This window comes from Kocuria sp. TGY1127_2 (assembly GCF_013394385.1).
Classification (GTDB): Bacteria; Actinomycetota; Actinomycetes; order Actinomycetales; family Micrococcaceae; genus Rothia.
In genome coordinates this window covers 2,161,489-2,181,752 of the sequence record NZ_AP022834.1, presented here as the reverse complement: position 1 = coordinate 2,181,752, position 20,264 = coordinate 2,161,489, and the positions used below count along the sequence as shown (strand labels likewise).

Annotated in this window: 17 protein-coding genes and 1 riboswitch; of the genes, 13 read left to right on the top strand and 4 right to left on the bottom strand. The window is 61.8% G+C overall.

Annotated features, from left to right (window positions below):
- The first annotated feature begins 289 nt into the window (after window positions 1-289).
- From sake_RS09850 to gatB, 4 genes are all read left to right on the top strand, one after another.
- The gene (locus sake_RS09850) at window positions 290-1,054 is read left to right on the top strand and encodes a transglycosylase family protein (protein ID WP_238147709.1); all 765 of its coding nucleotides are present in this window, start codon (window positions 290-292) and stop codon (window positions 1,052-1,054) included.
- Between the two features lie 187 nt (window positions 1,055-1,241).
- Window positions 1,242-1,538: an Asp-tRNA(Asn)/Glu-tRNA(Gln) amidotransferase subunit GatC gene (gatC, locus tag sake_RS09845; RefSeq protein ID WP_129360659.1), complete on the top strand. Its 297-nt coding sequence runs from the start codon at window positions 1,242-1,244 to the stop codon at window positions 1,536-1,538.
- A gap of 16 nt (window positions 1,539-1,554) precedes the next feature.
- The gene (gatA, locus tag sake_RS09840) at window positions 1,555-3,147 is read left to right on the top strand and encodes an Asp-tRNA(Asn)/Glu-tRNA(Gln) amidotransferase subunit GatA (protein WP_178946324.1); all 1,593 of its coding nucleotides are present in this window, start codon (window positions 1,555-1,557) and stop codon (window positions 3,145-3,147) included.
- Window positions 3,148-4,650 carry an Asp-tRNA(Asn)/Glu-tRNA(Gln) amidotransferase subunit GatB gene (gene gatB / locus sake_RS09835; protein WP_129360658.1) on the top strand — a complete coding sequence of 501 codons (1,503 nt, stop codon included), beginning with the start codon at window positions 3,148-3,150 and terminating at the stop codon, window positions 4,648-4,650.
- Window positions 4,651-4,730: 80 nt separating this feature from the next.
- Here the strand turns inward: gatB and sake_RS09830 are convergent, their stop codons facing one another.
- Together sake_RS09830 and sake_RS09825 are read right to left on the bottom strand one after the other, a co-directional pair.
- A complete protein-coding gene (locus tag sake_RS09830; protein ID WP_178945950.1) occupies window positions 4,731-6,962 on the bottom strand; it encodes a S9 family peptidase in 2,232 nt (743 codons plus the stop codon).
- A 64-nt stretch (window positions 6,963-7,026) separates the two neighbouring features.
- Window positions 7,027-8,409, bottom strand: a complete 1,383-nt coding sequence (locus sake_RS09825; protein WP_238147731.1) for an amino acid permease — start codon at window positions 8,407-8,409, stop codon at window positions 7,027-7,029.
- A 230-nt stretch (window positions 8,410-8,639) separates the two neighbouring features.
- Window positions 8,640-8,754, top strand: a riboswitch (SAM riboswitch).
- 131 nt (window positions 8,755-8,885) lie between these two features.
- Here sake_RS09825 and sake_RS09820 point away from each other — a divergent pair.
- The 4 genes from sake_RS09820 to sake_RS09805 are packed head-to-tail and all read left to right on the top strand — an operon-like array spanning window position 8,886 to window position 13,288.
- Complete coding sequence (locus sake_RS09820; RefSeq protein ID WP_129360656.1) at window positions 8,886-10,280, top strand: bifunctional o-acetylhomoserine/o-acetylserine sulfhydrylase; 1,395 nt, start codon at window positions 8,886-8,888, stop codon at window positions 10,278-10,280.
- A 22-nt stretch (window positions 10,281-10,302) separates the two neighbouring features.
- A complete protein-coding gene (locus tag sake_RS09815) occupies window positions 10,303-11,493 on the top strand; it encodes a homoserine O-acetyltransferase (RefSeq protein ID WP_238147708.1) in 1,191 nt (396 codons plus the stop codon).
- Between the two features lie 58 nt (window positions 11,494-11,551).
- Window positions 11,552-12,211, top strand: a complete 660-nt coding sequence (locus sake_RS09810) for an alpha/beta hydrolase (RefSeq protein ID WP_178945949.1) — start codon at window positions 11,552-11,554, stop codon at window positions 12,209-12,211.
- Between the two features lie 60 nt (window positions 12,212-12,271).
- Complete coding sequence (locus sake_RS09805; protein WP_178945948.1) at window positions 12,272-13,288, top strand: alcohol dehydrogenase; 1,017 nt, start codon at window positions 12,272-12,274, stop codon at window positions 13,286-13,288.
- Here sake_RS09805 and sake_RS09800 read toward each other — a convergent pair.
- Window positions 13,285-13,530 (bottom strand): RNA-binding S4 domain-containing protein, encoded by a 246-nt coding sequence (locus sake_RS09800; RefSeq protein ID WP_178945947.1) that lies wholly within the window; start codon window positions 13,528-13,530, stop codon window positions 13,285-13,287. The genes sake_RS09805 and sake_RS09800 overlap by 4 nt on opposite strands.
- A gap of 205 nt (window positions 13,531-13,735) precedes the next feature.
- On the opposite strand from sake_RS09800, the gene sake_RS09795 reads away from it, so the two are divergent.
- The 3 genes from sake_RS09795 to sake_RS09785 are packed head-to-tail and all read left to right on the top strand — an operon-like array spanning window position 13,736 to window position 16,519.
- Window positions 13,736-15,118, top strand: coding sequence for a glycine--tRNA ligase (locus sake_RS09795; protein WP_178945946.1), 1,383 nt, complete (start codon window positions 13,736-13,738; stop codon window positions 15,116-15,118).
- Window positions 15,119-15,134: 16 nt separating this feature from the next.
- Entirely contained in the window at window positions 15,135-16,097 is a 963-nt protein-coding gene (locus sake_RS09790) for a GNAT family N-acetyltransferase (RefSeq protein ID WP_129360652.1), read from the top strand.
- A 23-nt stretch (window positions 16,098-16,120) separates the two neighbouring features.
- Window positions 16,121-16,519 (top strand): MGMT family protein, encoded by a 399-nt coding sequence (locus sake_RS09785; RefSeq protein WP_178945945.1) that lies wholly within the window; start codon window positions 16,121-16,123, stop codon window positions 16,517-16,519.
- Here the strand turns inward: sake_RS09785 and sake_RS09780 are convergent.
- A complete protein-coding gene (locus sake_RS09780) occupies window positions 16,516-17,313 on the bottom strand; it encodes an SDR family oxidoreductase (RefSeq protein ID WP_129360650.1) in 798 nt (265 codons plus the stop codon). The two genes, sake_RS09785 and sake_RS09780, sit on opposite strands and share 4 nt — an antisense overlap.
- A 175-nt stretch (window positions 17,314-17,488) precedes the next feature.
- Here sake_RS09780 and sake_RS09775 point away from each other — a divergent pair, with 175 nt between their 5' ends.
- Both sake_RS09775 and dusB read left to right on the top strand, forming a co-directional pair.
- Complete coding sequence (locus sake_RS09775) at window positions 17,489-18,862, top strand: aspartate aminotransferase family protein (protein WP_178945944.1); 1,374 nt, start codon at window positions 17,489-17,491, stop codon at window positions 18,860-18,862.
- 134 nt (window positions 18,863-18,996) lie between these two features.
- Window positions 18,997-20,166: a tRNA dihydrouridine synthase DusB gene (gene dusB, locus sake_RS09770; RefSeq protein ID WP_129360648.1), complete on the top strand. Its 1,170-nt coding sequence runs from the start codon at window positions 18,997-18,999 to the stop codon at window positions 20,164-20,166.
- Window positions 20,167-20,264 lie beyond the last annotated feature (98 nt).

The window sequence follows — 20,264 nt, the reverse complement described above, 5'->3', positions numbered from 1 at the left end:
GGCTGGTAGCCGGATCGGGTACCAACCAAAAAAAGTTTCGCTTCCATCAAGAAATTGGTTGCAAACTCCAAAATCGTTACTGTATCGTTATAAACAGTTCGTCACCGAGAGGTGACTCCTGAGCTCACGCACATACGCGAGAGCTAGAAACAACAATGCTAGGTGCTGCCGTAACACCGGACGTCGTCTACAGGGCAGACACCTGAAACTTGACCTAAAACATCTATAGGTAGACGACGGCGCTAAGAAGTCCAGGGATGGATGGAGCGTAGGTGGCCTGAGGAGCATCGTGAACAATACTTCCACTTTCCGACGCAATGCCCGCCGCGGTGCAGCCGCTCTCGTGATCGGTGGCGCTGCCGCTGGTGCACTGGCTACCGCTCCCGCCCAGGCCGACAGCCTCGATTGGGATGCCGTCGCTCAGTGCGAGTCCGGCGGCGACTGGTCGACTTCGACCGGCAACGGATTCTCGGGTGGACTCCAGTTCACCCCGAGCACCTGGGCAGCCTTCGGTGGCCAGGGTGACCCCCAGAACGCCTCCAAGGATCAGCAGATCCAGGTTGCCGAGAAGGTTTTGGCCGAGCAGGGCCCCGGCGCATGGCCGGTCTGCTCGCAGCAGGCTGGTTCGGCTCCCTCCAGCAGCTCTTCGGATGACTCTGCGCAGCAGGCTCAGCCGCAGCAGGAGCAGGAGCAGGTTCAGACCCAGTCTGAGTCCACTCAGGCTTACGAGGCTCCCGCCGAGCAGGCTCAGCCCGAGGCCCAGCAGGCACCGGTTGAGCAGGCTCAGCCCGAGGCCCAGCAGGCTCCCGTCGAGCAGGCTCAGCCCGAGGTTCCTGCACAGCAGACCTACGAGGCTCCTGCCCAGGCCCAGGTTGCCGCCCCGGCTCAGACCGCTTCGGCTGGTTCCTACACCGTCGTTGCCGGTGACACCCTGAACAAGATCGCCAACGATCACGGTGTTTCGGTTGATGCCCTGGTTCAGACCAACGGCTCGATCGTGACCGACCCGAACATGATCTTCCCGGGTCAGGTTCTGGAGATCCCGGCTAACTAATTGAAGTCAGTGCTACTCGTCTAGACGAGCGAGTACTCTTCTTGAGATCGTGCCCCGCCCTGTCACAGGGCGGGGCACGATTGTTTTAACCACTTCCCGCCCATGACTAGACTGGTACGGGACCCGCGCGCTCCCGCCGGAGGAGGCGCGCAGGGAATAGACAAGCGCCAACGGAGCAGGAGAATTCATGACTGCCATTACTCGTGACCAGGTCGCGCATCTCGCGTCACTGGCTCACATCGAGATGGACAATACGGAACTGGAGTCCATGGCCGCGGAACTCGATGTGATCGTCAACGCGGTGCAATCGGTCTCGGAAGCGCCCATTCAGGACGTTCCGCCGACCTCGCACCCGCTTCCTCTCTCCAACGCTTTCCGTGACGACGTCGTGGGACAGACGCTGACGAACGACGAAGCGCTTCTGAACGCGCCCGATGCTGAAGACGGCCAGTTCAAGGTACCGGCCATCTTGGACGAGGACTAGGGGCGTGAGCAATACCATGAACCAGAACGAACTCATCAAGCTTTCCGCAGCGGAAGCCGCGGGCAAATTGAACCGAGGCGAGATCACCTCGGAACAACTGACACAGGCGCACCTGGACCACATCGAGGCCACTGAGGGCTCACCCGTCGACGTCGAGGACCGATCACAGGGCAAAACGGGTCTCAATGCATTCCTCAACGTGAGCGCGGAGACGGCCCTTGATGAGGCCCGCCAAGTGGACTCGGACCGTGCGGCGGGCAAAGAGCTGCCGCACTTGGCCGGCGTGCCGATCGCCGTCAAAGACTTGATCGTCACCAAAGGTCAGCCCACCACCGCAGCCTCGCGCATGCTCGAAGGCTGGCTGAGCCCCTACGATGCAACCGTCGTGCGCAAGGTGCGCGAGGCCAGACTTCCTGTTTTGGGCAAGACCAACCTCGACGAATTCGCCATGGGTTCTTCGACCGAGCATTCGGCTTTCGGGAACACTCGCAACCCGTGGGACCTGGACCGAATTCCCGGAGGCTCGGGCGGCGGCTCCGCGGCTGCCGTGAGCGCGTTCCAAGCCCCGTTGGCACTCGGAACGGATACGGGCGGGTCGATTCGCCAGCCCGCATCTGTCACGGGATCCGTCGGCGTCAAACCGACGTACGGATCCGTTTCCCGTTACGGCGTGATCGCCATGGCGTCGTCGTTGGATCAAGTCGGCCCCGTGACGCGCACCGTCCGTGACGCAGCGATGCTGCACGAGGTCGTAGGCGGCTACGACGCCCACGATTCGACATCAATCAACGAGCCTGTTGGTCCCTATCTTGCCGAGGCCGAAAAGGGCGCATCGGAAGGCGGGCTCAAGGGCCTCAAGGTCGGCATCGTGAAAGAGCTCACCGGAGAGGGCTTCCAAACCGGTGTTTCCCAGCGGTTCGAGGAATCACTCGACCTTCTGCGAGCGGCCGGGGCGGAAATCGTAGAAATCTCGACCCCCAATTTCAAACACGCTCTCGGCGCCTACTACCTCATCATGGCCTCGGAGGTTTCTTCCAATTTGGCGAAGTACGACGGCGTTCGCTTCGGGCTCCGCGAACTCCCCAAGGAAGACCCGGTCACGATCGAACGGGTCATGTCCGCCACGCGTGCGGCCGGATTCGGCCCGGAAGCCAAGCGCCGCATCATCCTGGGTACGTATGCGCTTTCCGCGGGTTATTACGACGCTTACTACGGTTCGGCCCAAAAGGTCCGCACCTTGGTCCAGCGCGATTTCAAGGACGCATTCGACCAAGTGGACGTGCTGATTTCGCCCACCGCTCCGACAACTGCATTCAAGCTCGGGGAAAAGACCGACGATCCGGTAGCGATGTACCTCAACGACATCGCGACCATCCCGACCAACCTTGCTGGTGTCCCCGCGATCTCGGTTCCGGCTGGGCTGGCGCCGGAAGACGGATTGCCGGTCGGAGTGCAGTTCATGGCCCCCGTCAAGGAAGATGCCCGTCTCTACCGTGCCGGTGCGGGCCTGGAAGCCGCGCTTCAGCAGGAGTGGGGCGGACCGTTGCTCGACAAGCTGCCCAACACAGAGTCCCTCATCGCCGCCCGGACGCAAGGAAGTGCCAAGTAAATGACAGACGAGATTTTGTCCTTCGACGAGGCCATGGCCAAGTACGATCCCGTGCTCGGCTTCGAGGTGCACGTTGAGCTGAACACCAAAACCAAGATGTTCGACGACGCCCCTAACGGCTTCGGGGACGAGCCGAACACGAACATCACCCCGGTTTCGCTGGGCCTCCCGGGGGTTTTGCCCAAGGTCAACGGTGCGGCCGTCGAATCAGCGATCAAACTGGGTCTGGCCCTAGGTTGCGACATCGCACCGGTGAGCCATTTTGCTCGAAAGAACTATTTCTACCCGGATACCCCCAAGAACTTCCAGACCTCGCAGTTCGACGAGCCGATCGCGGAGAACGGATCGGTCGAGGTCGAGCTGGAAGACGGGACCACGTACACGATCGACATCGAGCGCGCCCATATGGAAGAGGACGCGGGCAAACTGAGCCACAAGGGTGGAGCAGGCCGCATCCAGGGTGCCGAGTACTCCCTTGTCGATTACAACCGCTCAGGAGTACCCCTGATCGAGATCGTGACCAGGCCGATTCGTGGTGTGGGGGAGCGCGCCCCGGAACTGGCCAAGGCTTATGTCAAGACCATCCGGGAGATCGTCAAGAACTTGGGAATTTCCGATGCCCGCATGGAACGCGGAAACGTTCGTTGTGACGCCAATGTCTCCTTGATGCCCAAGGGCAGCGATGCACTCGGTACTCGGACCGAGACCAAAAACGTCAACTCGATGCGCGCCGTCGAAAGGGCTGTTCGGTACGAGATCTGCCGGCACGCAGCGGTTCTCGACTCGGGACAGGAGATCGTCCAGGAAACCCGGCACTGGCATGAGGACACGAAACAGACCACCTCGGGTCGCCCCAAGTCCGACGCTGACGACTACCGGTACTTCCCGGAGCCGGATCTGCTTCCCGTCGTGACCAACGAGGAATGGATCGAACGGCTGCGGGCCGAACTTCCGGAGCCGCCGGCCGAGCGTCGTCGCCGCCTGCAAGCGGATTGGGGCTACTCGGACGAGGAATTCCGCGACGTCGTCAACGCCGGCGTGCTGAGCGAAATCGAAGATACCATCGCCGCCGGGGCGAGCGCCCCTGTGGCCCGCAAATGGTGGATGGGTGAGATATCCCGACTTGCCAAGGTTCGTGAGGTCGAACCCGGCGATTTGGGCGCTACCCCGGAGACGGTGGTCGAGCTCGACCGCCTCATCCAAGAGGGCAAAATCAACGACAAGATTGCCCGTCAGGTCCTCGAGTATGTGTTGGACGGGGAAGGGACGCCGACCGAGGTCGTCGAGAAGCGCGAACTTGCGGTCGTCTCTGACGACAGCGCATTGTCGAGCGCCGTCGACGAGGCTCTGGCCGCGATGCCGGACGTCGCGGAGAAGATCCGCGGCGGCAAGGTTCAGGCCGCCGGTGCCGTGGTCGGTCAAGTCATGAAAGCGACTCGGGGCCAGGCGGACGCCGCCCGCGTGCGTGAGCTGATTCTGGAGAAGCTCGGCGTGGAAGGCTAGGTACGGAAATCCACAGCAAAGGGCCCGGCCGGCTCATCGCCTGATGTTCCGGCCGGGCCATTTGCGCATTTGCCCGAGATTCAGCTTTGGATCCCCAGGCAATTCAATAGGAACGAGTACTCCCACGCGGTGTCTTCCCACCTACGGTATCGGCCAGAGCCGCCCCCGTGGCCGCCGTCCATTTCGATGCGAAGCATCACGGGCGCCTGACTCGTGGTCGCCTCGCGCAACTTCGGCACCCACTTCGCCGGCTCCACGTACAGCACTCGTGTGTCATTCAGACTGGTCACGGCCGCTATTGGCGGGTACGGGGCTGCGTGGACGTTCTCATAGGGAGCGTAGGAGACCATGTATTCGTAGACTTCGCGGTCTTCGATCGGATTGCCCCACTCCTCCCATTCCAGAGCGGACAGTGGAAGCTCGGGATCGCTGATGCTCGTCACGGGGTCCACAAACGGAACCGCAGCCAGGATTCCCGAGTATTTTTCTGGCGCCATGTTCACGATCGCCCCCATCAAGAGGCCCCCGGCAGAACCGCCGGACGCCGCAATCCGATGCCCGTCCGCCCATGGTTGGGCGGCCACGTGATCGGTCACGGCAATGAAATCCGTGAACGTATTGATCTTCTGAAGCTTTTTGCCGTGCACATACCAGTCGCGCCCCAACTCGCCGCCTCCGCGCACGTGAGCCACCACGAAGACGACGCCGCGATCCAAGAGGCTCAGCCGGGACACCGAAAAGCCCGGATCAGAGCTCGACTCGTACGAGCCGTAGCCGTATTGGATGACGGGATGGGCAGATTCCAGGTCGAGATCGGCGCGGTGAATCACCGAGACCGGAATTCGAGTGCCATCCGATGCCGTCGCCCATTCGCGATGGGCGACGTAATCCTCCGCACGGAAACCGCCCAGAACCGGAGTCTGCTTCCGGAGTTCGAGTTCACCCGTGACCGGGAAATAATCGTACTGGCGCCACGGCGTGACGTACGAAATATAGCCCAAACCCACGACGGGTGAGTGCAGGGCCATCGAGGTGATCTTGGCGGTGTACAGCTCTTCACCCGAAAACGGCTCGACCAGAGACGGCAAACTGCCCCCACGAACCGACGAATCGATCTCGGCGAGGTCCATGAGCGCGACCTTCTCCAGTCCGTCCTCCCGGAGGCTCAGCGCCATGTGCGTTTCGTTGAAATGGAAACCGTTGAGGCGGCGCGTTTCGGAAGTCGGGATGAGGACCTTCCATGCGGACCGCAACTGAGTCATTGTCGCCGCCCCGAAGGCGGTTTCATAATCCACGACGCTGAGTTCGCCGTTCTGGGCCTCGTGGTCGTGGCACAGCAGGATGTACCGTTGCCCGCCCAATTCGATGGGTTCGGCCGAGTAGAGAATGCGCTCGTCGCGTGGGACGACGACGCGCGATTCAGGCCTCTGTCCTGGGCTCGCGGCCTCCAGCGCTGACAGAGTCAGGAGCCTGGTCTCGTTGTACTCGGAGCACCCGACGTCGATGCACAGGTGCTCCTCGTCGGCCGTGATCTCGGCGTCGAGCCACAGGGCAACATCGTCCTCGTGGTGAAGCACCAGATCCTCGCTCACGGGCGTACCCAAGCGGTGAGAACGCAACTCATACGGACGCCATGACTCGTCGACCAACGTGTAGATCAGATGTGAACCGTTGGGCGTCAAGAAGCCACCCGCGAAGACGTTCTTCACAACGTCGGGGAGCAGACGGTCGTCGGCCAAGTCCTTGACGTACTGGTCGAAGCGTTCATCTCCCGAGTCGTCAACGGAATAGGTCAGGTACCGTCCGTTCTCGGTGACCTGGAAAGCCCCGAGGGAAAAGAACGGCAGACCCTCGGCCATGGTGTTGCAATCGAGGATAACCTGTTCGCCGTCGAGAGGTTCGTCGACCGGGACCTCGGGAGGCGTCCATTCCGTCCGTTGATCGCCTGTACGACGAGCCGGAACACGGCAGAAGATCGCGTAGTTCTGGCCTTCTCTGGTCCGACGGAAGTACCACCAGTCGCCCAGGCGGTTCGGAACGGAAAGATCGGTTTCCAGGGTCCGTGACTTGATCTCGCCGAAAATCGCGGAACGCAGTTTCCCGAGGCCCGAGGTCAACGACTCCGCATAGTCGTTCTCCGCCTTGAGATGCTCAATCACCTCGGGGTTTTCCTTGTCACGGAGCCACTCGTAGTTGTCCACGAACTCATGCCCGTGCATCGTACGAGTAGTCGGGCTCTTGCGAGTCTCCGGAGCCTCGGCGTCGGTGTTCCAGGTGGGGCGCGGGGCCTCTCGGGATTCTGCTGAAGTCATGCCTTCCACCTTACTGACGAGGGCGCAATTCGCGGGGCCGTCGCCCCAGTGGCTGGGGTTGCCCCTAGCGAACGGCCGGCGGCTCAGAGCCCCGGCGAGTCCGGCGCGTCAGCGGGTAGGTGACGGCCAGGAACACGAGCCATACGGCACCGATGACCAAGGAAACTCTGGTGTCCTCGAAGAAACCGAGCAGCACGACGACGCCGATCATAAAGGCGAGTGCGAGCCATGACGCGACCGGCCATAGGGGAGTGGGAAACTTCGACGGGCCGACGCCTTGGGCCTTGCGCCGGCGCCGCATCGCCAAGTGCGTCACAAGAATCATGACCCAGACCAAGACGGTCGCAAACGTCACCAGAGTCGCGATGTAGAGAAAAGCGTTCTCGAAAAAATGATTGACGAGGACCCCGACGATGAGCACCAGCCCCATGGCCGCAACCGTCATGGTCGGGGTTCCGCGTGAGGAAACACGGTTGAAGGACCGCGGCGCGAGCCCTCTCTGAGCGAGTCCGTACAACATGCGGCCGGCACCGTAAATATCCGAATTGATCGCGGAGACGGCAGCGGTCAGGACCACGACGTTGAGAATATGGGCCGCCGCGGGGATACCCAGGCCGGAAAATATCTGAACGAAGGGTGAGCCTTCATTGCCGATGTTCCCCCACGGATACAAGGACATAATGACGCCCATGGTCAGAACGTAGAAGAGGAGGATGCGTACGGGGACGGTGTTGATGGCTCCCGGAATCGACTTCTCGGGGTCCTCGGCTTCGCCAGCGGTGATTCCGATGTTCTCGACGCCTCCGAAAGCGAACATGACCACGGTGAAGCACGCGAGGAAGCCGGAGAACCCATTCGGAAAGAACCCGCCCTGCTCCCAGAGATTGGTCACGGACGGCTCGACTTCCTGGTGGAGCTGGATGCCGAAGACAATCAGCGCGAGCCCACCCACGATCATCGCAACGATGGCGCCCACCTTGATCAGCGTCAGCCAGAACTCGACTTCCCCATAAACCTTCACCTTGGTCAGGTTGATGGCCATGATGATCGCGACGACCGAGACGATCCAGATCCAGCTGGGCGTGTCCGGGAACCAGAACCGCATGTACAAGGAGAACGCCGTGACATCCGCGACCGCAACCAGGGCCATTTCGAATGCGAAGCTCCACCCGGTGACGAATCCGGCCCACCGGCCAAGGTATTCAGTCGCGTATTCCGAAAAGGAACCCGGAACGGGGTGGACCATGGCCATCTCTCCCATGGCACGCATGACCATAAATACCGCGGCGCCACCGACGATGTAAGCCAACAGGACCGACGGGCCCGCGAACTGTATCGCGTCCGCGGAGCCGAGAAACAGCCCGGTTCCTATAGCCGAACCCAACGCAATGAACCGGATATGTCGCAGAGTCAGCCCGCGTTTGAGCGCAGATTCCCCGCCGAGCACGACGTCGTCCGCGCGCGAAGTTTCGGTAACTTGATCTGAGGGGTCCTGTTCCTGATTCAAGGCAGTCCTTCGAGAGCTCGACGATGCATGCGCCCCGTCCTGGCGGAGCGGGCCATGAGCCAGATTACGCAATGGCCCACTCCGCGTCATAAATGTCACGGCGTTTCATGTAAGCGTAGTTTCCGTCTCCTACTTGACGTGTCGGTCGGCCGTAGGAAAACCTGGATATGGGTCAAGAGAGCCAGTGACAAGCCCCAGCTTGCTGGCCGGCAACCCTCCAACCGCGGTGGGGTGCCCTGGGTGAGGACCTGGTGATCGCGAACAACGCGATCACAAGCGCGGGCGCGGTGTGCCCGGTCGTCACGAAGAGTGAGACTCGTATTCCCCGGTGAACCAGAGGGTTCCGGGTCGACCCGGGTGCTCGCTTTTGCGAGACGATCGGTCGCTCCATGCCCTTGATTCAACAGGAGCAGAATATGACCACGGCCTCTCACAGCCTTCCGACTCCTTCCAGCCCGCAGGGATGGAAGTTCGAGACACAACAGATTCACGCGGGCCAAGAGCCCGATTCTGCAACCGGTGCACGGGCTCTTCCGATCTATCAGACCACATCGTTTGTGTTCGACAACGCCGAACAGGCCGCAAACCGCTTCGGGCTCAAAGAACTCGGTCCCATCTATTCACGCCTGACGAATCCGACCCAGGAGGTCGTCGAGAATCGCATTGCTGCCCTCGAAGGAGGCGTCGGAGCGCTCCTCGTGGCTTCAGGGCAAGCGGCCATCACGATCGCGATCCTCAATACGGCGCAGGCCGGTGACCACATCGTCGCCAGCCCGAGCCTCTATGGCGGCACGTACAATCTCCTCAAGCACACCTTGGGTGCATACGGTATCGAAACGACCTTCGTGGAAGATTTCGACGATCCCGAGGCCTGGCGCGCGGCGGTCAAACCGAATACCAAAGCCTTCTACGGGGAAACCGTTCCGAATCCTCGCAGTGACGTCTTCGACATCGAAACTCTCGCGAACCTTGCCCACGAGGTCGGGGTACCGCTGATCGTGGACAACACGGTTCCCACCCCATACCTGGTGCGCCCCTTCGAGTGGGGTGCCGACGTCGTCGTGCACTCCGCAACCAAGTACCTCGGCGGCCACGGCAACAGCATGGGCGGAGTGATCGTGGACTCCGGTCGATTCGACTACTCGAAGTACCCGGAGCGATACCCGCAATTCAATACGCCGGATCCGAGCTATCACGGCTTGGTGTTCGCCGAGGACTTGGGGCCAAACGGGGTCTTCGGAGTCAATCTCTCCTACATCCTGCGTGCTCGTGTCACGCTTCTGCGCGACCTCGGTTCGTCGATCTCACCGACCAACGCCTTCAATATTTCCGTCGGCCTGGAGACCCTGTCCCTCCGCGTGGAACGCCATGTCGACAACGCGCTAAAGGTCTCTCGGTGGCTCGAAGCGCGTCCCGAAGTCACCCGAGTGCACTATGCGGGGCTCGAATCGTCGCAATGGTACGAGCGAGGGAAGAAATACGCTCCGAACGGGGTGGGCGCGATCGTCGGATTCGAACTCGAAGGCGGCTCCGAACCGGCACAGGCCTTTGTGGACTCCCTCGTGCTCCACTCGAACGTCGCGAACATCGGAGACGTGCACTCGTTGGTCATTCACCCGGCCTCGACCACGCACTCCCAGCTCTCCGAGGACGAGCTGCGTGCCGCAGGGGTCGCGCCGGGATTCGTGCGTCTGTCCGTGGGACTCGAGCACATCGACGACATTGTGGCCGATCTCGAACACGGCTTCGACTCGCTGGCAGCCGCGGAGAGCCCGCAGTCCTCGACCGAGACGGTGTCGGCTAAGTACTGAGGAAACTGGACAAGGAGAAAATGTGACGATCGTTGGCACCGGGGCTCGGAAGGCTCAGACCAGGGGAGACGGAGTAGTCAATTACTACGACGTCGGAGACCTCCTGGTCGATTCGGGGTCCGTAATCCCTGATGCGACTCTCGCATACGAAACGTGGGGGACCCTCAACGAGGACGCCTCGAATGCGGTTCTGGTGTTGCATGCCCTCACCGGGGACACGCACGCGGCCCACGGGTACGCGGAGGATGACGCCAGCGACCTCGAACGTCGTGCCGCCGAAGAAGAAGGCTGGTGGGAAGGGCTCATAGGCCCTGGTGCTGCGATTGACACGGACCAATTCTTTGTGGTCTGTCCCAATATCATCGGCGGCTGTTACGGTTCGACCGGGCCGTCGTCGCCCGCACCGACATCGATCGATCCGGAACGGAACCCGTGGGGGTCGCGCTTCCCGCTGATCACCATCCGCGATTCGGTCCGGGCAGAAGCCGTGCTCGCGGACGGTCTCGGCATCGACCGGTGGTCGTTGGTCATCGGGGGGTCGATGGGCGGCGCAAGGGCGATCGAATGGGCAGTGACTTTTCCGGACCGCGTTCGGCACTGTGCCGTGATCGCCTCCGGGGCCGAGTCCACGGCCGAGCAGCTCTCGTGGGGCCAAGCCCAGACGCTCGCGATTCGGCAGGACCCCAATTTCGCCGGGGGCGATTACTATTCGGGGATCTTCCCCGTCGACGGCCTCGGACTGGCCCGGCGCATCGCGCACATCACTTATCGATCGGCCACCGAGTTACATTACCGCTTCGGCCGGCACCCTCAGGACGACGAGGACCCCACGGGGCCCTGCGTGAACCGGCGCGGTCGGTACAGGGTCGAAAGCTATCTCGACCATCAAGCATCCAAATTGGCCGGTCGATTCGACGCGAACTCATATCTGTACGTCAATGACGCTCTGATGAGCCATGATGTTTCCCGCGGCCGAGGTTCTCTCAAAGAGGCGCTCGCGCGTTCTACCTGCGGATGGACGATCGTGGCGGTGGACTCCGATCGGTTGTTCTACCCCAAAGAATCCGAGATGCTCGCCCACGCCCTGCCGCAGCCCGTTGAGGTCGGGTACATTAGCTCTCCCAGCGGGCACGATGGATTTCTGATCGAAACCTCTCAGATCAGCAAATTCCTGCGTGACGGTGATGCATTGAAAGGTGCGGTCCTCGGATAGCTGATGCGGCGTGGGCGGTGTCTGTGAGAAGCTCCCGGCCATGCATAGGATGGGAATTATGACTCAAAATCCCGTCGTCGAATTCTCCCGTCCCGAAGCCGACCGTCCCGGAACACACCTCGTGCTCATGCTTCACGGGTACGGATCCCATGAGAAGGACCTCCTTGGACTTCTCCCCGCCCTGCCCGAAGAAGGCTTCACCTACGCGGCCATGAGGGCGCCGGGAGCCATGCCCGGCGGAATGCCGGGCTACAGCTGGTTCGAGCTCCAAGGCACGTTCGGGGAAGACATCACGGCCGACGCTGAGGAAGTCGAGAGGGCCGCTGCCGACGTGATCGCCTGGATCGATGAGGCATCATCCGACTACGCGGATGTCACACTGTTCGGATTTTCTCAAGGTATGGCGATCGCCAGCTCGGTGATTCGCCATCGACCGGACTTGGCCTGCGCCGTCGTCGGACTGTCTGGGTTCGTGCTCGATTCGGCAGACGAATTCTTTGACGACGCCGCCCTCGCAGCCTCTTCGCCGCGTATTCCGTTCTTCTACGGGCGAGATCAGGAGGATCCCGTGATCCCCGCCGATATGGTCGCGTTCAATCTCGATTGGCTTCGCGATCACACCGATGTGACCAAAGTGCTTTATGCCGGGATGGGCCACGGCGTGAGCAATCAGGAGATCAAACACGTCTCCGAGTTCCTGTGCCACGTCCTCCGGTAGCGTCCCTTTTCTCACGAACCTGCGCGTTGATCAGGGGAAACGGCGAGTAGTGTGTCGGGCATGACAAATATGATGATGGTGCGAGTTCCCGAAGCCAATAAGAATTTCGAAATCGTCAACGTCCCTATCCCGGAGCCGCGTGCCGGCCAGGTTCGTGTCAAAGTCCACGCGTGCGGGGTCTGCCATTCGGATGCATTCACTGTGGCCGGGGCGATGGGCAATGAGTTTCCGCGGTCGCCCGGTCATGAGATCGCGGGCGAAATTGATGCCGTCGGTGATGGCGTCACCGCGTGGTCTCCCGGTCAGAGAGTCGGGGTCGGCTGGTTCGGTGGCTGTGATTTTACGTGTGAAGCGTGCCGTCGCGGTGACTTCGTTTCGTGTGAGAACGGCGAAATCCCGGGGATCCACTACGACGGAGGCTACGCGGAATACGCCGTCGTGCCGGCGGAAGCGCTCGCTTCGATACCGGACGACCTCTCTGACGTCGATGCGGCTCCGTTGCTTTGTGCTGGAGTGACCACTTTCAATGCATTGCGGAAATCCTCCGCCAGACCGGGCGACGTCGTCGCGGTCCTGGGCGTCGGAGGCCTCGGACACCTGGCAGTTCAGTACGCCGCGAAAATGGGGTTCGAAACCGTCGCGATTGCTCGGGGTACAGCGAAGAAGGACCTCGCCCTCGAGCTCGGTGCTCATCATTACATCGACTCCACCTCAACCGATCCGGCCGAAGAGCTCAACAAGCTCGGTGGTGCGAATGTGGTGTTGGCCACCGTGACGGCGCCGGATGCCATGACCGCGGTCCTGGGCGGCCTCAAACCCCGGGGCGAGCTCATGGTCGTCGGTGCTTCAGCCGATCCGATGCAGATTCCGCCCTTCGCATTGATCCCAGGATCCCTCGCCGTACAGGGTCACGCATCCGGAACTTCTCAGGACTCCGAAGACGCCATGCGTTTCAGCGTTCTGACAGGGGTCAACGCCCAGATCGAAACCGTTCCCCTCGCGAAGGCCCAGTCTGCCTTCGACAAAATGATGGCCGGTGACGCCAGGTTCCGCATGGTCCTGACCATGGACTCCTAGCCGGCGGCGGGGGAATCTTCCCGCTCAATGCGGATTGTGACCTCTCCGAGTGCAACGGTGTCGCCCGGATGCAGCTGCTTCCCGCGCTGGAATTCGGGCTCACCGTTGACGAAGACGTGGCCCTCGGCGATGATTTCCCGTGCCTCAGCGCCATCCTCCACGAGGCTCGCGAATTTCAGTAATTGGCCTAGTCGCATCATGTCTTCACGAATTTCGACTGGCTGAGCGTCTTGAGTGGTCATGCGCATGAGTCTATCGGCACGCACTAGGAGGGCGACTATTACCGTATTTTTCCGGGCCGCTGTCCTCTGACGAGAGGCCGTGCCGTTCGGCGCCGAAACCGAAACCCGTCCCAGCGTCGCGAACCGGTAGGCTGGTAGGCGAATCAAGCCCTTGCACGCGTCGCAAACCGGCGGCGCGCGACGACTAATGGAGTGAACAATACCTATGGCATCAAAGTCCACGCTGGATAACGTCATCACGCTGGCCAAACGCCGCGGATTCGTTTTTCAGGCCGGTGAGATCTACGGCGGTTCCCGGTCGGCGTGGGACTACGGCCCGCTCGGAGCCGAGCTGAAGGAAAACATTCGCCAACTCTGGTGGCAGAACTTCGTGCGATCGCGCGAGGACATGGTCGGGTTGGACTCTTCGATTATTCTGCCCACGCCCGTGTGGGAAGCGTCGGGCCACGTCGAGACGTTCACCGACCCGCTGGTCGAATCGCTCCACACCCATCGGCGTTACCGTGCCGACCACCTGATCGAGGCCTACGAGAAGAAGCATGGTCATCCGCCGGCCAATGGCCTCGCGGACATCAACGATCCGGAGACTGGCCAGCCAGGGAATTGGACAGAACCGCAACAGTTCTCGGGTCTGATGAAGACTTACCTGGGAGCCGTTGACAACGAGGAAGGTCTCCACTTCCTCCGTCCAGAAACCGCGCAAGGCATATTCGTCAACTTCAACAATGTGGTGACTGCTTCTCGCAAGCGCCCGCCGTTCGGAATCGGCCAGATCGGCAAGGCCTTCCGTAACGAGATCACGCCGGGCAACTTCATCTTCCGGACCCGCGAGTTCGAACAGATGGAGATTGAATTCTTCACGCACCCTGATGACGCCCCCAAGTACTTCGAGACCTGGGTCGAGGACTGCTGGAACTGGTTCGTGGACCTCGGCATCAACCCGGACAACATGAGGAAGTTCGACGTCCCCGAAGACGACCGCGCGCATTACTCCGCCGGGACCATCGACATCGAATACAAGTTCGGTTTCCAGGGCAATGAGTGGGGCGAACTCATGGGTGTGGCCAACCGCACCGACTACGACCTCGGTGTCCACAACGAACATTCCAATACGCGTCTGGAGTACTTCGACCAGGGTACGGGACAGCGTTACGTTCCGTACGTGATCGAGCCGTCCTTCGGACTGACCCGCTCGATGATGGCTTTCTTGGTCGACGCTTACACCGAGGACGAAGCGCCCAATACCAAGGGTGGCGTGGATACCCGCACTGTCCTCAAATTGGATCCGCGCCTTGCGCCGGTCAAGGCCGCGGTCTTGCCGTTGTCCAAGAAAGAGACGCTGACTCCGACCGCGGAGAAGCTCGCCTCGGATCTGCGGAAGAACTGGAACGTCGACTTCGACACGTCCGGCGCGATCGGTCGTCGTTATCGCCGCCAGGATGAGATCGGAACGCCGTTCTGCATCACTGTGGACTTCGAGACTCTCGAAGACAACGCCGTCACGATTCGTGAGCGGGACTCCATGGCTCAAGAGCGCGTCAGCTTGGACCAGGTCAAGTCCTACCTCGCGGGACAGCTGATCAAATAACTCAAGGGAGAGCGGTATGGCGGACTACACGATCCGTGGGTGGCAAGAGGGCGACGACCTGCAGTTGATGCAGATCTGGCCCGATGCCGACAATATTCAGGCCTCCGTTTTCCGCGCGAAGCTGGGGCCGGATGGCGAGCAACCGTGGCAACGGACTGTAGTCGCCGAACACGACGGCGTTCCCGTCGCCGCCGGGACGGTCTACGAGACCTCGCTGCATTCGTCCCGGCTGTGGGCCTACATCGAGGTCGCGCCTGACCATCGGAGGTTCGGCCTGGGAAAGCGTCTTCTCGAGGCGCTTCGGGAAGCGGCGCAAACTGCCCCGTCGGGCATCACGGCGTTGCGTACCAAGATTGTGCCCGAGACTTCTGGTGCCGGTTTCGCCCAGTGGGCCGGGCTCGGCTCAATCCAGCGGACCCGAATGATCCGAGTCGAGGCCGGGGCCCTTCCCCAACGGCCTTTGCGAGTCGACGGTGACGGCAACCTCGATCAAGCCATCGAAGACTTGGCGACAGGGTCGCTTGAGCTGACCCAGGCCGTCTGGGACTTCTACCGTCGAGTCCATGATTGGGACCCGCCGGCCGAGCAGTCCTTGGGTCGGGTCAACAGGCTGTTCCTCTCCGACGAAGCGGAAGCATACGGCGCAATCGTGATGCGGGACGGCGTACTGGAGGCCCAAAAGAACGGGTCAAAAGCTCCGATTGCGGCTTTTGCGGTCAGCTACCGTGCCTTGGACGCCGACGCCCCTGGGCGCGAGGTATCCGATGAGGAGGCGACCGAGGTTCTACTCGGCTACGACCTCGATCGAGTCCGCTCGGGTGAGGACGTCGAACAGTTGCTCGCACTGCTCGTGGCCCAGTACCCCGTGGTCATTGAAGTAGACGATTCGATGCGCATTCTCACGGAACTGGTTGAAGCTCTCCTCCACAGGGGAACGGCTAGCGTCGAGGAAGAGGCCCTCGTGGTCGCGGACCATTAGGTCGCGGTACCCCGGGGAACAGGATGGACGATCTGCGCGTTGAACGTATTTTGCGCGCCGTGGAGTGTGTTCCCACCGGCCGCGTAGCGACCTACGGTCTCATCGGTCGGATCGTAGGAGAGTCTCCGCGCGTCGTCGGAATTGTTCTCGCGCGGTGGGGCTCTTCCGTGCCCTGGTGGCGTGTCGTCAATGCCCAAGGCGTCATCCCCGGGCACGGTGGGGAGGCCTACGACCATTGGGTTCGGGAGGATTTGCTCGACCTGGCTACCGCCCGCCCGGATCGCTCGGGAGCGGGCGGCGTCGTCCGGGTCCGGGTCAGAACCTTGTTGGCCGAGGAAAGCTGCTTGCGCCTGGCCTGGGCCCGCGCGATCAAGAACCTCGACGATGAAGGCCCCGCCGACCCTGGAACAGCTGCCGGCTAGTTGGTCAGGACGTTCGCTGGCCAGGTGTAGGCCATGACCCCGCCGTCCACGGTGATGGTTTCGCCGGTCACGAAGGAAGAGTCGTCGGAGGCGAGAAAAGCCACGACGGCAGCGACTTCTTCCGGCTTGCCGAGTCGTTCGAGCGGAGTGACGCGGGCCTGCTGCTCCCGGAAACTCTTGCCCTCGGCGTCGGCGCCGCCCACCAGTTCGTCCACGAGAGGGGTCTCGATGGTTCCTGGACAGACCGCATTGGCGCGAATGTTCCGAGAGCCGTAATCCGTGGCGGTGGCCCGAGTAAAGTTCACAACCCCGCCCTTGGCGGCGTTGTACCCGGAGCGGTCGGCATCTGCGGCGAGCCCCGAGAAGGACGCCATATTGACGATCGCGCCCTTGCCCGTGGCGAACATCAGGGGAACGAGGTACTTCGTCATGAGGAACGTTCCTCTGAGATCCACGGCGATTATTTTGTCGAAAAGCTCCGTGGGATATTCGTGGACCTTCCCGCCTTTGTTGTCCACCCCGGCATTGTTGATCAGCGCGTCTACGGTGCCCCACGTTTTGCCGAGTTCAGAAGCCAGACTCTTGACGGCTTCTTCGTCCGAGATGTCCACGACGTGGGTCTGTGCCTCGGCCCCGGTTTCTCGCACCGAGTCAGCAGTCTTGGCCAATTCATCGGAATTGACATCAACGAGGGCCAGGGTTGCTCCTTCTTCACCCAAACGGCGGGCCGATGCCTGTCCAATTCCGGTGGCCGCTCCCGTGATGACGACCCGGCGGTTCTGAAATCGTTGCATGGTCTGTCCTTCTTCAAGAGGGGACTGGCTCCTCGCCAGACCGGGAACGTCCCGGCACTCCAACCGTAGAAAGTCGACCGATCAACCGTCGAGACCTGTGGCCGAATTCATCGCAGGGACGAATAGAATACCTAAATCAAGTATGTTCGGCGAAAGCCACGCGGAGGAGACCTGAGTGAATACCACCGGTACAGGAATTTCGGGACCCAGCCAGGCCGAGATCGCCGAGGGGCGGCGAGCCTATGATCTTGACCGTGAGCACGTGTTCCATTCTTGGTCCGCACAGGCGGCTTTGAAACCGATGACCGTGACGAAAACCGAAGGCCCTTTCGTCTGGGACGGGGAAGGACGCAGACTGCTCGATTTCTCGTCCCAAATGGTCAACACCAATATCGGCCACCAGCACCCAGCGGTGGTGCAGGCCATCCGGGACCAGGCGGAGAAGATCTGCACGATCGCACCTTCCCACGTCAACCCGGCCCGCTCCGAGGCGGCGCGGCTTATCGCCGAACTCGCGCCGGGCGATCTGAACCATATTTTCTTCACCAACGGAGGAGCGGATGCGAATGAGCACGCGATCCGGATGGCCCGGCTGCACACCGGCCGCCGCAAGGTGCTCTCCGCCTACCGGAGCTACCACGGTGGGACGGAACTTGCGGTCAATGTGACGGGGGACCCCCGGCGATTCGCGAACGATCACGGCGACGCGGGCGTCGCGCACTTCATGCCGGCCTATCCGTACCGTTCCTACTTCAATTCCACCAGCGAGACCGAAGAGACAGAGCGAGCACTGCGGCATCTGGAGGACGTGATTCTGCTCGAGGGCCCGCAGACAATCGCAGCCATCATCCTGGAAACAGTTCCCGGAACGGCCGGAATATACTTGCCCCCGCCCGGATATCTGCAGGGCGTGCGCGAACTGGCCGACCGATATGGAATTGTCTACATAGCCGACGAAGTGATGGCCGGGTTCGGCCGCACCGGCGCCTGGTTCGCGGTCGAGCACTGGGATGTTCGTCCCGACCTCATGACCTTCGCCAAGGGCGTCAATTCCGGTTATGTTCCGCTGGGTGGCGTCGCGATCTCCGAGGCCATTTACCAGACATTTGCGGAACAGCCCTATCCGGGCGGGCTGACGTATTCGGGGCACCCGTTGGCCTGCGCCGCTGCGGTGGCCACCATTGAGGCCATGACCTCCGAGAAGATGGTCGACAACGCTGCGCACCTGGGGACCGACATCTTTGGGCCGGGTCTGCAGAAGATCGCCGAAAGACATCCATCGGTTGGAGACGTGCGGGGCCTTGGCTGTTTTTGGGCGATCGAATTGGTCAAGAACCGCGAGACCAAGGAGCCGTTGGCCGAATACGGAGGCTCCTCACCCGAAATGAACGAGCTGATCGGCGCTCTCACGGCGGCCGGCATGCTGCCGTTCGCCAACTTCAACCGCATACACATCGCGCCCCCGTTGAACCTGACGGACGAGCAAGCGCGGGAAGGACTCGAGATCATCGACACGGCGTTGACTGTGGCGGACGCGCACACCCTCTGACGCCGTCATAGGGGTAGGCGAGGCGGAACCTGTGGGCGTTCCGGCAGCCGTCCGAGCGCCCGGTAGTGCGATCTCACCCTGGGAGTCCAGCCGAGACCGCGCACGAACACCTCCGACTGTGAGAAAATTGGCCCGTGACTACAGCAATTCCCACACGTCTCGCATTGCCTCCGCTTCAGCTCGGCCACCTCACGGTGGACGTGCCGGTGGTCCTTGCGCCCATGGCGGGCGTGACCAACAGGTCTTTCCGGAGACTTTGCCGGGAATACGGTGGGGGGCTGTACGTGACGGAGATGGTGACCGCCCGGGCGCTGGCCGAGCGACGCCCGGAATCGTTGCGCATCATCGAGCACGACGAGGACGAAAAGATCCGTTCGATCCAGATCTACGGAGTGGACGCCGTCAACGTCGGAAAAGCCGTGCGGATGGTCGCGGAGGAGGGACGTGCTGACCACATCGACCTCAATTTCGGGTGTCCCGTTCCCAAAGTCACCAAAAACGGTGGCGGCTCGGCCCTGCCGTGGAAAACCGACCTCTTCGAAGCGATTGTGACAACCGCGGTACGGGAGGCCTCACGTGGCGAAATCCCGGTGACGGTCAAGATGCGCAAAGGCATAGACGACGAGCACATCACGTTCCTCGACGCTGCAAAGACCGCCCGTGATGCCGGGGTAGCCGCGATTGCCCTGCACGGACGTACGGCGGCCCAGCACTATTCGGGCCAGGCCGATTGGGATTCCATCGCCGAACTCCGAGAAGCGATCCCGGATGTTCCGGTCCTCGGAAACGGGGACATCTGGTCCGCAGAGGACGCTGCGCGCATGGTCGAGCAGACGGGAGTCGACGGCGTCGTCATCGGGCGCGGATGCCAAGGACGACCGTGGCTTTTCGGCGATCTGCAAGCGGCCTTCGAGGGTCGGGAAGACCGATTCCGCCCGGGTGTCGCGGAGGTTGCCCAGATCATCTACCGTCATGCCGAATTGCTCGTAGAGACCTTCGGCGAAGAGCACCGCGGCATGCGCGAGATCCGCAAGCACATCGCGTGGTACTTCAAGGGGTACCCCGTGGGCGGGGAACTGCGGGCGCAGATGGCCCAGGTCGAGCGCCTTGAACAGTTCCGTGAATTGCTGGGCCAGCTGGATCTGTCCTTGCCGTATCCGGGTGCCGACGTTGAAGGGCCTCGTGGGCGCGCGGGTTCGCCCAAGAAGCCGCATCTGCCCGACGGCTGGCTCGACTCTCGAATTCTCGGCGATGCCGAACGCTTGGGCCTCGCTGACGCGGAGCTCGATATCTCGGGAGGCTGATATCGTGCGGCTTGCGGTGTTGTTGTGGACAAACACCGTGCATCCGCGGAATCGCGCGGTACTGTGGGGTTTGTTCGATTTCTCCGACAAAGGTGCAC